Annotated in this window: 16 protein-coding genes; 7 read left to right on the forward strand and 9 right to left on the reverse strand. The window is 51.7% G+C overall.

Annotated features, from left to right (window positions below):
* The first annotated feature begins 43 nt into the window (after positions 1 to 43).
* Together A6395_RS10390 and A6395_RS10395 are read left to right on the forward strand one after the other, a co-directional pair.
* Positions 44 to 661, forward strand: coding sequence for a glucosaminidase domain-containing protein (locus tag A6395_RS10390; RefSeq protein ID WP_071398956.1), 618 nt, complete (start codon positions 44 to 46; stop codon positions 659 to 661).
* 213 nt (positions 662 to 874) lie between these two features.
* Positions 875 to 1,495, forward strand: coding sequence for an SAM-dependent methyltransferase (locus tag A6395_RS10395; RefSeq protein ID WP_071398957.1), 621 nt, complete (start codon positions 875 to 877; stop codon positions 1,493 to 1,495).
* A gap of 28 nt (positions 1,496 to 1,523) precedes the next feature.
* Here A6395_RS10395 and A6395_RS10400 read toward each other — a convergent pair whose 3' ends face one another.
* Together A6395_RS10400 and A6395_RS10405 are read right to left on the reverse strand one after the other, a co-directional pair.
* The gene (locus A6395_RS10400) at positions 1,524 to 2,597 is read right to left on the reverse strand and encodes a HAMP domain-containing sensor histidine kinase (protein WP_071398958.1); all 1,074 of its coding nucleotides are present in this window, start codon (positions 2,595 to 2,597) and stop codon (positions 1,524 to 1,526) included.
* Positions 2,594 to 3,286, reverse strand: a complete 693-nt coding sequence (locus A6395_RS10405) for a response regulator transcription factor (RefSeq protein WP_071398959.1) — start codon at positions 3,284 to 3,286, stop codon at positions 2,594 to 2,596. Before A6395_RS10405 ends, A6395_RS10400 begins: the two co-directional genes overlap by 4 nt.
* A 269-nt stretch (positions 3,287 to 3,555) precedes the next feature.
* On the opposite strand from A6395_RS10405, the gene A6395_RS10410 reads away from it, so the two are divergent.
* A complete protein-coding gene (locus tag A6395_RS10410; protein WP_071398960.1) occupies positions 3,556 to 4,035 on the forward strand; it encodes a DedA family protein in 480 nt (159 codons plus the stop codon).
* A gap of 210 nt (positions 4,036 to 4,245) precedes the next feature.
* Complete coding sequence (locus A6395_RS10415; protein ID WP_071398961.1) at positions 4,246 to 5,745, forward strand: phytoene desaturase family protein; 1,500 nt, start codon at positions 4,246 to 4,248, stop codon at positions 5,743 to 5,745.
* Between the two features lie 37 nt (positions 5,746 to 5,782).
* On the opposite strand, the gene A6395_RS10420 is transcribed toward A6395_RS10415, so the two are convergent.
* Both A6395_RS10420 and A6395_RS10425 read right to left on the reverse strand, forming a co-directional pair.
* Complete coding sequence (locus A6395_RS10420; RefSeq protein WP_071398962.1) at positions 5,783 to 6,796, reverse strand: ABC transporter permease; 1,014 nt, start codon at positions 6,794 to 6,796, stop codon at positions 5,783 to 5,785.
* Positions 6,789 to 7,517 (reverse strand): ABC transporter ATP-binding protein, encoded by a 729-nt coding sequence (locus A6395_RS10425; protein ID WP_071398963.1) that lies wholly within the window; start codon positions 7,515 to 7,517, stop codon positions 6,789 to 6,791. Before A6395_RS10425 ends, A6395_RS10420 begins: the two co-directional genes overlap by 8 nt.
* Positions 7,518 to 7,685: 168 nt before the next feature.
* On the opposite strand from A6395_RS10425, the gene A6395_RS10430 reads away from it, so the two are divergent.
* Positions 7,686 to 8,303 (forward strand): TetR/AcrR family transcriptional regulator, encoded by a 618-nt coding sequence (locus A6395_RS10430; RefSeq protein ID WP_035386467.1) that lies wholly within the window; start codon positions 7,686 to 7,688, stop codon positions 8,301 to 8,303.
* 3 nt (positions 8,304 to 8,306) lie between these two features.
* On the opposite strand, the gene A6395_RS10435 is transcribed toward A6395_RS10430, so the two are convergent.
* From A6395_RS10435 to A6395_RS10455, 5 genes are read right to left on the reverse strand one after another with little or no spacing between them, the layout of a single operon-like run.
* Complete coding sequence (locus A6395_RS10435) at positions 8,307 to 9,614, reverse strand: HAMP domain-containing sensor histidine kinase (protein WP_070329062.1); 1,308 nt, start codon at positions 9,612 to 9,614, stop codon at positions 8,307 to 8,309.
* A complete protein-coding gene (locus A6395_RS10440) occupies positions 9,611 to 10,285 on the reverse strand; it encodes a response regulator transcription factor (protein ID WP_071398964.1) in 675 nt (224 codons plus the stop codon). Before A6395_RS10440 ends, A6395_RS10435 begins: the two co-directional genes overlap by 4 nt.
* An 18-nt stretch (positions 10,286 to 10,303) precedes the next feature.
* Positions 10,304 to 11,455: an ABC transporter permease gene (locus tag A6395_RS10445; RefSeq protein WP_071398965.1), complete on the reverse strand. Its 1,152-nt coding sequence runs from the start codon at positions 11,453 to 11,455 to the stop codon at positions 10,304 to 10,306.
* A complete protein-coding gene (locus A6395_RS10450) occupies positions 11,452 to 12,135 on the reverse strand; it encodes an ABC transporter ATP-binding protein (RefSeq protein ID WP_070329059.1) in 684 nt (227 codons plus the stop codon). The genes A6395_RS10445 and A6395_RS10450 overlap by 4 nt, the downstream gene beginning before the upstream one ends.
* A complete protein-coding gene (locus A6395_RS10455; RefSeq protein ID WP_071398966.1) occupies positions 12,132 to 12,773 on the reverse strand; it encodes an efflux RND transporter periplasmic adaptor subunit in 642 nt (213 codons plus the stop codon). The genes A6395_RS10450 and A6395_RS10455 overlap by 4 nt, the downstream gene beginning before the upstream one ends.
* A 144-nt stretch (positions 12,774 to 12,917) precedes the next feature.
* Between A6395_RS10455 and A6395_RS10460 the strand changes: the two genes are divergently transcribed.
* Together A6395_RS10460 and A6395_RS10465 are read left to right on the forward strand one after the other, a co-directional pair.
* The gene (locus tag A6395_RS10460) at positions 12,918 to 13,643 is read left to right on the forward strand and encodes a hypothetical protein (RefSeq protein ID WP_071398967.1); all 726 of its coding nucleotides are present in this window, start codon (positions 12,918 to 12,920) and stop codon (positions 13,641 to 13,643) included.
* 9 nt (positions 13,644 to 13,652) lie between these two features.
* The gene (locus tag A6395_RS10465; RefSeq protein WP_084813037.1) at positions 13,653 to 14,381 is read left to right on the forward strand and encodes an ATP-binding cassette domain-containing protein; all 729 of its coding nucleotides are present in this window, start codon (positions 13,653 to 13,655) and stop codon (positions 14,379 to 14,381) included.
* Positions 14,382 to 14,497 lie beyond the last annotated feature (116 nt).

Raw genomic sequence — 14,497 nt, forward strand, 5'->3', positions numbered from 1 at the left:
TATTATCTGTATAGTTTATTCAATCGAATCGGAGGATGTCTTGATGAAAAAAGTGCTCGCTTTTGGCTTAGCTATGATCTTGATTTTAACTTCATGCTTCACCTTCGAAACATCGGCCGAAGCCGCGCCAAAGAAAGAGAATCGTGCTATTATGGGAGCATCGACTTTAACTCCTCAACAGATGGCAGACTACGTGAAAGCGAAAAATCCTAGAACCGTCCGCCTTCATGGTGTGACAGTCGAAGAGCTCGCCAAACTGTTCGTCATCATCGGCGCAAAAGAAGGCGTCCGCGGGGACGTCGCCTTTGCCCAAGCATTGAAAGAGACAGGTTACTTCCGCTACGGCGGGGATGTCCTTCCGAAGCAGCACAATTACTCAGGGATCGGTACAGTCGGCAAAGGGGTCAAAGGCCATTACTTCCGCTCCCCGCACCAAGGCGTGACGGCACAGATTCAACATTTGAAAGCATATGCTTCTAAAGAAGCGTTAAATTCGACCCGCGTCGACCCGCGCTTCCATTATGTGAAACGAGGCTCTGCGACGACTTGGCCGGCCTTGCATCGCAAATGGGCGATGCAACCGTCGGGAAATTATGGGACGGACATCCTCTCGATCTATCGGGAGATGGGACGGACCCAAATCCGGGTCGCCAAAAAATGAACGAACGATCATGACTTATAGGGGTGAACGATAGTGACTTGCAATCAAGTACGGTTATTCAGCGGACTCACGCTTCTCGTAACGGGCGTCGTCTTGCTACTTAAACGCTAACAAGCATTCAGAGCATCTGCTCGGATGCTTTTTTTGTTCATCGAGTAAAATGAAGAGACGAGATCGCATGCCGGCTCGACCGTCGATAAGGAGGAACATCACATGTCAACTTGGGATCAACGTTTTGATACGGATGAGTATGTCTATGGAGAAGAACCAAATGAGTTCGTGAAGCAACAAGTGCACTTGTTCAAAAAAGGAATGACCGTTCTCGCAATCGCCGAGGGAGAAGGCAGAAACGCCGTTTGGCTCGCGGAGCAAGGACTCCACGTAGAAATGTGGGACTATTCGCAAGTCGGGTTAGACAAAGCCGCACGTTTGGCCGAACGTCGCGGCGTGACGCTGCAGACCCGCCTCGTCGATTTGGCTGAAGCGAACTGGCCTGAACAGGCTTACGACGCCGTTTTATGTATATACGGTCATTTCCCGAAAGAAGTGAAAACGGCCGTCTTTAACGGGATCGAGCGAGCATTGAAGCCAGGAGGCTACTTCGTGACAGAAGTGTATAGTGAAGAGCAACTCGCTTATGGGACAGGCGGACCAAAAGAAAAGACGCTCTTATACACAGCGCATGATTTCTCTACCTTCACCGGCTCACTCAACACGTGCCGCTTGTTTGAAGGTGTTGTGGAACGACACGAAGGAATACTTCATCAAGGGACATCCGCGATCATCCAATACATCGGTCAAAAACGCACAAACATCGAATCAAGCGAAAGCTGATTCGATGTTTGTGTCTATCGACAACTGTTTACATACGAAGCGCAAAGCGCGCCCGAAAACAAATACACTCTGCTTCCGGTGAATACACCGTAAGCGTCCCCTCATGAAGCAACATGATTTGACGTGCGATCGATAACCCGAGCCCATCTCCTGGTGTCTCACCTCGTGATGCATCGACACGGTATGTCCGGTCGAACAATTGATCCATCGCATCGATCGTCTGTTGTGACGTCCCGTTACAGAGTCGCCACTCAACCACTGACCCCTGTTGGATCAGTGTCAGTTCAATCGGACTTTCATCCATCGCATATTTTAACGCATTCGACATCAAATTCTGAAAGACACGGATGAGTTGCTCTTGGTCAGCTTCCACGTAGACGTCCGGTTGGATGTTCACGGTTAAACGGTATCCCTTTTCAGCAAACAACGGTTGTAATTCGTGCACCAATTGGCTCGTCAACAAGCTGATATTCAAGCGATGTTTCGATAACGTCACTTGTGCGGAATACAACCGATTCACATCCATCAGTTGATCGAGAAGATGTTCGAGCTGTGCCGTTTTTTCATGTAATACGTTGAAGTGACTTTGCTCTTGATCTGTCCATTCCCGTTCTGTTTGTAGCAATTGGACATAACCGCGAACGCTCGTCAACGGGGTACGTAAATCATGGGACAAGTTAGAGAACAGTTGATTTCGTTCTTCCTCATGCGACCGTTCTTTCTCGAACAATTGATGCAACTGCCTCGACATTTGGTTAACGCTCTCGGCAAGCGTAGCGAGTTCATCTCGCCCCGTCACTTCAACGGTTCGTCCAAGATCTCCGTTTGCGATTTGTTCAATCTCGTTTGATAAATCCGTGATTTTTTGCAGCGTCTTTCGCGTCATCAATGAAAAGCCAATCACAAAAATGATAATTGTAATAAATGTCACGCTTAAGAAAGCAAGATTATAAATCAACGGATCAGGCGTGGTCTCGTTCTGAATATAATACAAGCTAATCAAATAGCCCATAATTAGAAACGCAATCGTGGCGATGAGGGCGTTGATTAGGATAATCCCGATTAATTTAACGAGTAACCGGTCCCACTGTCGCTTTTTCATAGGCGGTACCCCACGCCCCATACCGTTTTAATGTACGAAGGTTTCCGCGGCGTCTCTTCAATCTTCTCGCGAATTTTCGTGATATGGACCATGACCGTATTGTCGACCTCAAACGCGTCTTCTCCCCAAACCGCCTCATAAATCTGTTCGACCGTCAGCACTTGGTTCGGATGGCGCATGAAGTAGGCGAGGATATCAAACTCTTTCGGTGTCAGCCGAATCGAGGTGTCCCCTTTCGTGCATTGTCTTGTTTGAATATCGAGTGTGACGTCATCAAAAATGAGCACGCCGGACTGGGCCGACTGGTCAGCACCGTAGTCCCGGTAGCGTCGAAGTAGCGACTTCACGCGAAGTGTCACCTCAAGCGGATTGAATGGCTTCTTCATGTAATCGTCCGCACCAATCGAGATGCCTTGCATCAGATCCAAATCGCTCGTCTTTGCCGTCAGCATGAGGATTGGCATGAACTGCGTCTTGCGAATTTCAATACAGGCCTCGATGCCGTCCATGACGGGCATCATCCAATCAAGGATGAGTAAGTCGATGGCTTCGTGTGCGACGACGTCAAGCACTTCTTGACCCGTCTTTGCAAATCGCAAGGCGTATCCTTCATTTTTTAAATAAATGGCGAGCAACTCGCGGATCGCCTCATCGTCATCGGCAATCAGAATTGTCGGTTGTGGACGCATTCTCTTCCCCCTCACTTCGTGCACTACGTGTTGACAGACGAACTTTGAATTCATCTTGTTCAACTAGCGTAGCATCTTTTACATTTCCCATACACTTTCGCCTGTGAAACGGCAAAAACATGCAGATTCACGTTTTAGTTATATACCTATATGAAGTGTACCGAGCGCATCACAACGCATTCTGTTGAACTTCTTAACATTTCTTAAGACTCTGCTAAACACTTCTTACGCTTATCGCTCCATACTAGACGTTAGAAGGAGTGACTCGATTGGAAACAATACTTACACAATACGTGGTGCTCGCAATCGGTATCATGTTTACCCCGTTGTCCGATGACGTCTTGATGGTCACCCATTTGACGATTACAGCCGTGACGACAGTTCCCGAATGGCTCGTGTTCGTATCCACTTGGATGGTCTTCACGTTTGCCTTTAGTTGGTTTTATTTGATTGGCCGCGGATTGAATCGATTCATCCCAACTTCAAAACGTGATTCACGTTATTTAAAACGAGCCGAGGCGCTGTATGCACGATACGGGGCACGCGTCATTCTTGTCTCCTACTTTATTCCCGGTTTGCGCCACCCGATTCACTATGTCGCCGGATTCACCTCGTTGTCGTTTCGAACGTATACGTTCTATAACGTCTTATCCGCGCTTGGTTATACCGGTGCGTGGTTCACCGTGATTCAGTTAGCTGAACGCGTCCCGATTTTTAATCAAACGAAAGATTGGATTCTTTCCCTTTAACGGCCGCTACTCACTTCATACATTCAGATTCCAAACGTATCCAAACGGGTATGTATACGGAGAAGAATCGAATGCCAACGGTTTATATGTTGAATGTGCAGAATTGCATCTTCCCCTCCTCGTCAAGGCAGGGAATCTGTCGACCGACGGCAAAGTACTTAAAAGCTGAATGTATGCAAAATAGATGTTGGAAGGAAGGCGACACGGTATATGAACAACGTGAACAAGTCTGTGATTGTGATCGGGGGAGGACTTGGCGGCTTGTCAGCGGCCATTTCTCTCGCTCAACAAGGGTATGAGGTTTCCTTATATGAAAAGAACGGCCATATCGGCGGGAAAGTGAATCGACTCGAGCAAAACGGGTTCGGCTTCGACCTCGGTCCGTCGATTTTAACGATGCCGCAAATTTTTGAAAAGTTATTCACGGGCAGCGGCAAGCGGATGGCGGACTACGTGCCGATCAAACGTCTCGATCTCGAGTGGCGCTCGTTCTTCCCGGATGGCACGGTATTAGATTTATATCACGACCTCGACGTGATGGAGCGCGCCAATCCGACGCTGTCACATAAAGACATGGAAGAGTATCGGGCACTATTGGACTATGCCGAGCGCATCTACCATACGACTGAGAAGAGTTACTTGAAGGAAGGGTTTGAATCACCGCTAGAAGCGGTGGCGAAGACCGGCCTGTTTTCGACGTTGTTCGGATTTGACTTGACGTCGACGATGTACGATGGGATCTCGAAACGAATCAACAACCCGCATTTACGGACGATGCTCTCCTACTATGTCAAATACGTCGGTTCGTCGCCTTACAGCGCCCCGGCCGTGCTCAACATGATGATTTATATGCAGTACGCTCAAGGTTGCTGGTACGTCGAAGGCGGTACGCACAAATTGGCCGAAGGATTGACGAAACTCGCCGAGGAGATCGGCGTCCAAATCCATACGGGGCAAGGTGTCGTCCGTGCCCATACGATCAACGAGAAGATCACCGCCATCGAGCTCGAGGACGGCCGACTCCGGTCAGCCGATTACTTCGTCTCCAACATGGAAGTCATCCCGTTCTATCAAAAGATGGTCGATGCGGATGAAGACTATGTCGACAAGCTCGTGAAAAAATATGAACCGGCGAGTTCTGGCTTCGTGATTCATCTCGGCGTCAAAAAAGAGTATCCGGCCTTAGGACACCACAACTTCTTCTTCTCCGAGAACTTGCACGAACAGATGGATAAGATCTTCGAGAAACACGAGCTACCGGACGACCCGACCATCTATTTGGTGAACGTCAATAAGACCGACCCGACACAGGCGCCGGCAGGACATGAGAACATTAAAATTCTGCCGCACATCCCGTACATCCAAGACGAACCGTTCACACCAGAAGAGTATGCGGCGTTTGAAGAACGCGTCCTCGATAAGCTCGAACGCATGGGCTTGGACGGGTTACGAGACAACACGGTGACGCGCGACGTCTGGACGCCTCATGACATCGAACGCACGTATGGATCGGACCGGGGCGCGATTTACGGCACCGTCGCGGATAAAAAACGGAACGGCGGCTTCAAGCATAAGAAGCAAAGCGAGCTGTACAACAATCTGTATTTCGTCGGCGGCACCGTGAACCCTGGCGGTGGCATGCCGATGGTGACATTGAGCGGTCAACAAGTGAGCGACAAGATCGCGAAGCGTGACGGCGTTAAAAACTGATCATAAAAAGGATTCGAGCCCACGCTCGAATCCTTTTTTAGTGCCCGCGATACTTCCCGAGCGCCCGCATATTCAATAAATAAAGCACACCTGCGTAAACGATTAAACCGAGCACATAACCCCAGATCCCGGTGAAATCGCTCCCGTACACCATCACTTCCTTGATTGCCGTCGCCCCATAGAAGATCGGCATGGCGTAGCTCAAATTGCCGAGCCCATACGGAATCAAGTCGAGCGGGATCAATCCTGAGAAGAACACTTGCGGGATGATCGTGAACGGGATCATTTGGACGACTTGGAGCTCCGAGCGGGCGAACACCGAAATCGTCGCCCCGAACAAAACGGCCGTCCCGGCCATTAAAATCATCACAAGAAATACCCAACCGATGTTCCCGAGCGACGTCAGCCCGAGCACGTAGATCGTATAGAGCACGATGAGGACAGACTGTACGACCGCGAAGAGGCCATAGCCGAGCGTATACCCTAAAATGACTTGTCCGCGTTTGATCGGGGTCATGAGCAGCCGTTCGAGCGTACCCCCGCTCCGCTCTTTGACGAGCGCCATCGCCGACAGGATGAAGACGAAGAAGAACGAGAACAGCGACAAGAACACGTAGCCGAACGAATCAAACGTCGACTGTCCTTCTTCTCCGTATACGTAATTCATCTCGATATCGGCCGTCGGATTGAGCGCCGACAACGCCGCTTGGATCTCACGCACCGCTTTCGACGATTTCGTCGACGGTTCGCGCAACGTGATCATGGTACCCGCCTGTCCCGCTTCGAAGACGGCATCGACGTCTTTATTGTCTTCCAAATAAGCAACCGGCTCCTCGACCGTATCGAGTCGCACGTCGAGCGTCTCGGCTTCAAACGCGTCGATAAGCTGCTGCTGGGCGGCCTCATCAAGCACGACGACCGGCACGTAATCCGAGTCGCCGAGCAAGAAGTAGACGAGTGTGAGGATGAGGAGCGGGGCGATCAAAATCAAGGCGACGCTCCGCTTGTCGTTCAACGTCTGAAAGATGACCCGTTTCGCCAAGTTACGCATCGTGCTTCGCCTCCTCTCGTCCGGCAATGAGGAACAGTTCCTCGACGCGTCCGTTCTCGGTCTGTTCGAGCAAGTGCGTCACCGTGTCATAGGCGATCAAGCGCCCGTTGTAGATGAGCGCGGCCCGGTCACACTCGAGCACCTCGTCCATGACGTGGGTCGAGACGATGATCGTCGTCCCACCGGCTCGAATCGTTTGAAACTGATCCCAAATCTGGCGGCGCAAAATCGGGTCGATCCCTACCGTCGGCTCGTCTAAAAACAAGACGTCCGGTTGATGGAGGATGGCGATGGCGAGCGACAGCCGCTTCTTCATCCCGCCCGAATAGTTGCGGACGAGCTTTTTTCGGTCGGCCGTCAAATCGACGAGGGCGAGCACGTCATCAATCCGTTGTTTGAGCCCTGCCTTGCCGAGCTTATAGATCGAGCCGAAAAACTCGAGGTTCGCCTCACCCGACAAATCGTCGTACAGCCCATCGTTTTGCGGCATGAATCCGATCTTATGAAGCATGTTCATGTTCGGCATCACCGTCTCGCCGATCCGAATCGATCCTTTGTCTGCCGCCAATGCGCCGATCATCAAACGGATGAGCGTCGTCTTCCCCGACCCTGAAGGACCGAGCAGACAACAGATATCGCCCGAATTGATCGTGAAGCCGATATGATCGATGGCCAGTTGGTCACCGAACGATTTACTGACGTCGTTCAGTTGAATATTCATATTGGACTCCCTCCCGATGTCTGCCTCGTGTACACTGGACTAAAAGACACCGTGTTGGTTTATACGTTCAGTATAGTCCGCGCTCGAACGGTCAACAATCATCAATCTCGGTCACAGTGTTGGTTTTCCAACAGACGGCGACAATGTGTTGGATAAAGGAGAAAAAATATGGAACAGACAGACTTACGGGTCGTCCGGACGAAGCAGTTGATCAAACAGGCGTTGCTCGAATTGATCGAAGAACAAGGATTTGAAGCGGTCACGGTGAAGGCGCTCACGGAACGCGCCGGCATCAACCGGGGTACGTTCTATAGCCACTATGTGGATAAGTACGATCTCATGGAAAAATCGATTGAAACGATCTTTCATGAGGCCGAAACAAAACTCATCAAAAATTTGCCGAACGTCTTTGGCAATCAACAAGGCTCCGCTCCCCATCAGTTGCTCGTCCCGTTCATCCGGTTCATCGAGCAAAATAAGATTTTGATGAAACCGCTTCTCGGTCCGAACGGCGACCCGCAGTTCCAGGCGAGACTCCGCGCCTACATGTACACGGCTCTGTTTCACCGTTCCCCGACCGTATTGTTCGACGAGACGCAGTCGCTCGTCCCGCCCGATTATTTAGTCTCCTATATCTCGTCGGCACATATGGGCGTCATTTATGAATGGCTCTATAATGACCGAACTGAAACGGTAGAAGATATCGCACGCATCATTTATACGATCACGTTTGAAGGACCGCTCGTCGCGGGCGGGTTGAAGCCGGACAGACAAAAAGACAGGTAGCAGCTACCTGTCTTTTTGATCGGGAAGCGTCACACGCACCGTCGTCCCTGACTTCAATTCGCTCGTGACGTCTACATGACCACCGTGCAACGTGACGATTTTTTGAACGATCGCCATACCGAGTCCTGACCCGCCTTGATGTCTCGAAGGGTCGGCCTGATAGAATCGCTCGTACATACGGCTCACTTGTTCCGGGGTCATGCCCTCCCCGTCATCCGTGATCTCGCAAACAATCGATTCCGCCGTTTGCATGAGCTTGATGCGGATCGTGCCGCCGTCATAAGAGTGGGTCATCGCATTTTGGATCAGGTTGATCCACACTTGGTGCAGCAGTCCGGCATCGCCGACCATCTCGACTTCATCAAGCTCAGCGATCAGGTTCAACCGTTTGCGACTCGACTCTCGTTCAAACGACAAGATACTTTCCCGCATCTGTTCACTGAGCGAGAAGCGGCTGACGTCTAATCCGACGACCGAGTGATCCAACTTGGCAAGGCGCAGCAAATCACGTGACAACCGCGACAGCCGCTTGCCTTCCTGTTCGATCATCGTCGCATAGTTGACTCGTTTTTCCGTCGGTACGTCAGCCCGTTTCAATAGCGTCGCGTAGCCGAGGATCGAGGCGACCGGCGTCTTGAATTCATGCGCCATGATCGCCGTCAATTCCTCGTTTTTAGACTCGTTCGTCGCCAACGTCTCGGTCATCTGGTTGAACTGACTCGCCAACTTGCCGATCTCATCGTCCCCGCCGTCATGTACCCGTACCGTCAAATCACCAGAAGCGACTTTACTTGCCGCCTCGGTCACTCGGTCGATCCGTCTCGTCATGAGCCGGACCGCGAACAAGACAAGCACGCTCGAGACGAGCGCCGTGAGCAACAACGTCTGGAACGACAAATCACGGAAAATCGTGACCGGGTTCTCGTCCGCGTTCGGGGACAACGTCACGACAGTCCGATCGATTAAAAGCGTGACGGCAGGCAATCGCTCGTCGCTTACGGTCAGCACGTCGCCTCGTTCAAGACGCGCGCGCTCCGCGACCGACCAACTTGCGGCCGCGTAGCGGTCCGTCTCGACAATAAGCGTCCGCTCGGAAAACAAGTCGATGACCTCATCGGCTCCTAATTCATAACGCTCAGAAGCCGTCAGCATGCTCTCGGCCCGTTCAACGAGCATCGTCTCGACTTGCGACGTCAACGCGTTCATTTGGAACGTCAAGAAAAGCGTCAGCGTCAGTAAGATCGGGATGAGCAACAGCCCGAAGAAGATGGTCAGGAAACGTCCGTAAATCGAGCTGAAGAAGGACTTCATGACTTCAACTCCAAGCGGTACCCAAGTCCCCAGACGGTACTGATTTGAAATGCGTCGACATGCTTCAAGCGGCTCCGGAGACGGTTAACATGGACATCGATTGTACGGACGTCACTTTCCGTTTCATAGCCCCATATGCGATCGAGCAACTGTTGTCGCGTGAACACTTGATTGAGATGCGTCGCCAAATGATACAACAACTCAAACTCTTTCTTCGGCACCTCGATTGTCTCGACCGGGGTGATCACCGTCAGTGATGTTTCGTCTAACACGCAATCGTGCAGTTGAATCTGGTGGTCTCGATATATATTGGCTCGTCGTAGCATCGCCTCGATGCGGAGCTCGAGTTCTTCTAGATCGACCGGCTTGACGAGATAGTCGTCGGCCCCGGCCCGGAATCCTTTCTTCTTATCAGGCAACGTCTCGAGCGCGGTCAACATTAAGATTGGGAGCTTGTAACCTGCGCCCCGCAGTTGCTCGGTCAACGCTCGACCATCGAGACGCGGCATCATAATGTCGGTCACGATGACGTCGATCGGTTGCTGATCGAGCAGATGTAGCGCCTCCTCTCCGTCAACGGCCCACAGCACGCGGTAGCCCGCTGTCGTCAAATATTCAAACAGAAGACCTCCGAGTGCCGGATCATCTTCGACAAGCAATAGCGTGACCATACGAGATTCCTTCTTTCTTTATGCGTTTCGTAACGCTTCAATCGGCTGCAAGGCGGACGCCTTACGGGCCGGGATATATCCAAAGATGACACCGATCACGACTGAAAACCCTAGTGCCAAGCCGACGGTCGAACTAGCCAACGTGAACGGTACACCCATGACGACGGTCAAACCGAAGGCAAGGAGTGCGCCGACCACTACACCGACCACCCCACCAAGGACGGACAAGAGCACCGATTCAAACAAGAACTGTTGGCGAATTTTCGCCGGTGTCGCGCCTAATGCTTTTCGTAAGCCGATCTCACTCGTCCGCTCCGTCACCGAGACGAGCATCATGTTCATGATGCCGATACCGCCAACGAGCAGCGAGATGGACGCGATGCCGATGAGCAGCATGCTGAGCAAGGCGTTGATTTGGTCGATGGACGCGAGGGCGTCTTCAAAGCTCGTGACGGTAAACGCGTCCCGACCGTTAAATGCGGTCGTCAACTGCTGCGTCAATTCTTCACTTACTGTCTCAGATTGTCCTGATTCCGTGTACAGGTCAAACGTCGAAATCGTATTCACATGAAACTGGTGAAGCGCGGTCGTCACCGGAATGACGATCGTCTCGTCCGTCGACATCGAAAACTCTGAAGACGGGGCGAGCGTGCCGACGACGATGTAACGGATCCCGCCGATCGTGATCGTCTCACCGATTGGCGACGTGGTCGGGAACGATTCCTTCACGATCGTATCACCGATTACGGCGACGCGTGTCCGCTCCGAGACGTCCACTGGCGTGATGCCACGCCCGGAAGCGAGTGTCGAATCTGAGAAGAACGCGTCACTCTTCCCAAGGACGCTCTGTTCGGTCGTTTGACCGCCCAAATAGACGTCCGCTTGATGACTTGTCGTAGGCGATAACGACTCGACGCCGTCAATCGCTTCGAGACGTTCCACTTCGGTGACGCTGATGCCATTCTTCGTCGCATCTTCGATTTGGACACTCATCCGGTCCGCCCCGAACGTCGCGACTTCTTCATTGATTGAGGACGTGACACCCGAGATGACCGTCATGAGTGTGATGATGGACGCCGTCCCGATGACAATTCCAAGAATCGTCAAGAAAGAGCGCATCTTATGACTGATCACCGTCAGCCAGGCCATACGTATATTTTCTCGAATCATCGTCGTTCCTCCTTCTCGATACGGCCATCCCGAACGTAGACGATGCGCGTCGCTTCTTTGGCGATGTCGAGGTCATGGGTGATCATGATGATCGTCTTCCCTTCCGCATGCAATTCATGAAACAAGTTCAGAATTTGACGTCCGTTCGTCTGATCGAGCGCCCCGGTCGGCTCATCGGCGAGCAGTAGAGACGGATTTGTCACGAGCGCCCGCGCGATGGCGACACGTTGTTGTTGCCCACCCGACAGTTGATTCGGGTAATGGTTCTGTTTATCGCCGAGCCCGACACGCGTCAACATCTGGTGCGTCCGGTCTTTTCGTTCCGACTTCGACAGCCGTTGATAGATGAGCGGTAACTCGACGTTTTCGCTTGCCGTCAATCGCGGCAGTAAGTTGAACTGTTGAAAGATGAACCCGATCTGCTGATTGCGGAACGCCGACAATTCGGTCTCGGATAATCCGGTCACGTCACGGTCGCCAAAGCTGTAGCGACCGCTCGTGTATCCGTCCAGACAACCGAGAATGTTCATGAGCGTTGATTTCCCCGAACCAGACGGCCCGAGGATGGCGACGAACTCGCCGTCGTGAACCGTCAAATCGATACCGTTCAACACGATCTGTTCGTTTTCACCCGACCCGTACGCTTTCGTCAAATCGGTGACTTCAATGAGTGCGCTCATTGTCCACCTCCGATCTGTGGTGGCATGATACCCCCAGCTGTCGCCTCATCCATTAAGAGGACGCTATCTTCGTCTAATCCGTCTTTAATCTCAACGCGGCTGCCGTCGCTGATGCCGAGCTCGACTTGCCGTTTCACCGGACCATCCGTGCCCTCGACGTACACGTAGGCGTCGCCTTCTTCAAACGTGATGCTGTCGAGTGATAGCGTCTCTGCTTCTTCGACACGTTCGACGACAATCGAGCCTTCGAGCGTCATCCCGTTTCGTAATCCGTCCGTTTCAGGCAACGTGACGTTCATCGCATAACGTGCTGACGAGCCCGGAGTCGTCAATGCTTCCGCTTCATCCGCAATCGATTCGACCGTTCCTTCGAGTTCAGTGTCCAATGCGTTCGCATAGATCGTCAGCGCATCACCTTCCTCGACTTTCCCTAAATCCCGCTCGTCGATCAACAGTCGTCCGGTCGCATCTTCTCCGACAGTCGTCACCTGACCGGCAAACGTGTAGACGTTCTCAATCGTCTCCGTCGCCACTTGCTCTGACTTATATTCGACCGATTGCGGCATCAAGAAAATGCCAGCTCCTAACGCGATGGCCAGGGCACCGCCACCTAATCCCCACTTCAGTTTTTTGTTCATCTGTCAATTCCTCCTTTTGGTTGTACCTCAAGGATAAACAGAAGTTATAAACAAAGTGTGAACGGATAAATTTACAAATAATTGAAACTATCATGCTAGTAAATGCGTATATCGAATTAATCCACATCAACCTCGGAGGTATATATGCATCAAATCACGAGTTATTTCTTTCTGTACGCAAAAATCGTCCTTACGGATAAAGTGCCATTTCTTTTAACGATGGGACTCCCGCTCGGTGTCGCCCTCCTGTACAGTCCACCAAATATCGGTACGATGACGTCTGCCGAATACGCCACGTATTTGTCGTACTTTTGGGTGTACATCATCTTGGCGACTTATTTGAACGGGATTGCGCTCGAACTCGCACGAATGCGCGAATACGGTCTCATGAAGACGTACGTCATGATCTCCGGCAACAAATACACATACATGTTGGCCATCTTATTGGCCCAGCTCTTGTTTGCCGCAATCAGTCTCCTACTCTTCACAGTTGTCGTCACGCTCGCCCACGGTCATTTCACTTTCGGTTTGCTCGCGAGCCCAATCCTGCTGTTGCTCGGCAGCTTTCCGTTCGCGCTCGGAAGTGTCGTCTTGACGCTTCTGCCGGTGAAAGTATCGAGCTTGATGAAATTTGCGAACATTCTCACCTATCCGCTGTTCCTTTTAGCCGTCAAACAGCCAGATGTCTGGTTCGGTTATGCCAATCCGTTTTATGCCCTACTTCAACTGTCGCTCGCCGTCGTTCATGGTGTCACGCAAGTCGACGTCTCGTTTAACCTGATTACGACAATTCTCTCTCTTGTCGGTTACGTCATCGTCGGCCTGTTCGCGATGAATCGCTTCAACCTCGTCTCATCCGTCACACGCTAGGAGGAAATGATGAACATTCAAAACTTGACCTACTTTTATCCGAAAGCAACACGTCCCGTGCTCGACGACGTCTCATTCACGCTTCATCCGAATAAACTGAACGTCTTGATTGGCCTGAACGGGGCCGGGAAGACGACGTTGTTTGACTGTATGACAAGGACGCTCCCAGTCGACCGGGCCTCGCTACAGCTCGTACCATCGTCTGACATGCTGTATTTAACGCAACAGATTTTGTATCACAACGAATTAACGGGAAAAGATCTCACGTACTTCATAGGACGACTTACAAAGCGGCCTGACTTCAAGCGACTAGCGACTTATGTCAACGGACTCACGACCGCCCGGGAACAAGAGCTGTTCGAGCATCTGTGGAAGATGAAGCTCGGCAAAATGTCGGTCGGAGAACGCAAGTGGCTATTCGTGACATTGCTCTCCTCGGTCAAACGATCGCTCTACTTGTTCGACGAACCGACGAGCGGCGTCGATCCGGCGTCACGCATCAACATCATGCGCCATTTACAGCGACTCGTAAAAGACGGTCGTACGTGCCTCATCTCGACGCATCAACTGCATGACTTATCCCAGCTGGAGTCCCATGTCATCTTCCTCCATGAAGGTCGTGTCCTGTATGAAGGAGATTTCCAAGACTGGTTGCGCGCGTCCGGGACGACCGACCCCGACGAGGCGTTCGTAAAGATGGTCGAAGGCATTCAAGATGATGTGGCGGTGACAACGTGAATGACTCGTTTTGGGAAAGACACCGCTTCAAGTTCTATAAAATCGGCATGCTCGCTTAATGGAGTCGACTTCTAACTTATTAAAATTCCCTATGGAGAAGCAGATGAATTCACCAA

Origin of the sequence: Exiguobacterium sp. SH31 (genome assembly GCF_001816105.1) — a bacterium.
Classification (GTDB): Bacteria; Bacillota; Bacilli; order Exiguobacteriales; family Exiguobacteriaceae; genus Exiguobacterium; species Exiguobacterium aurantiacum_A.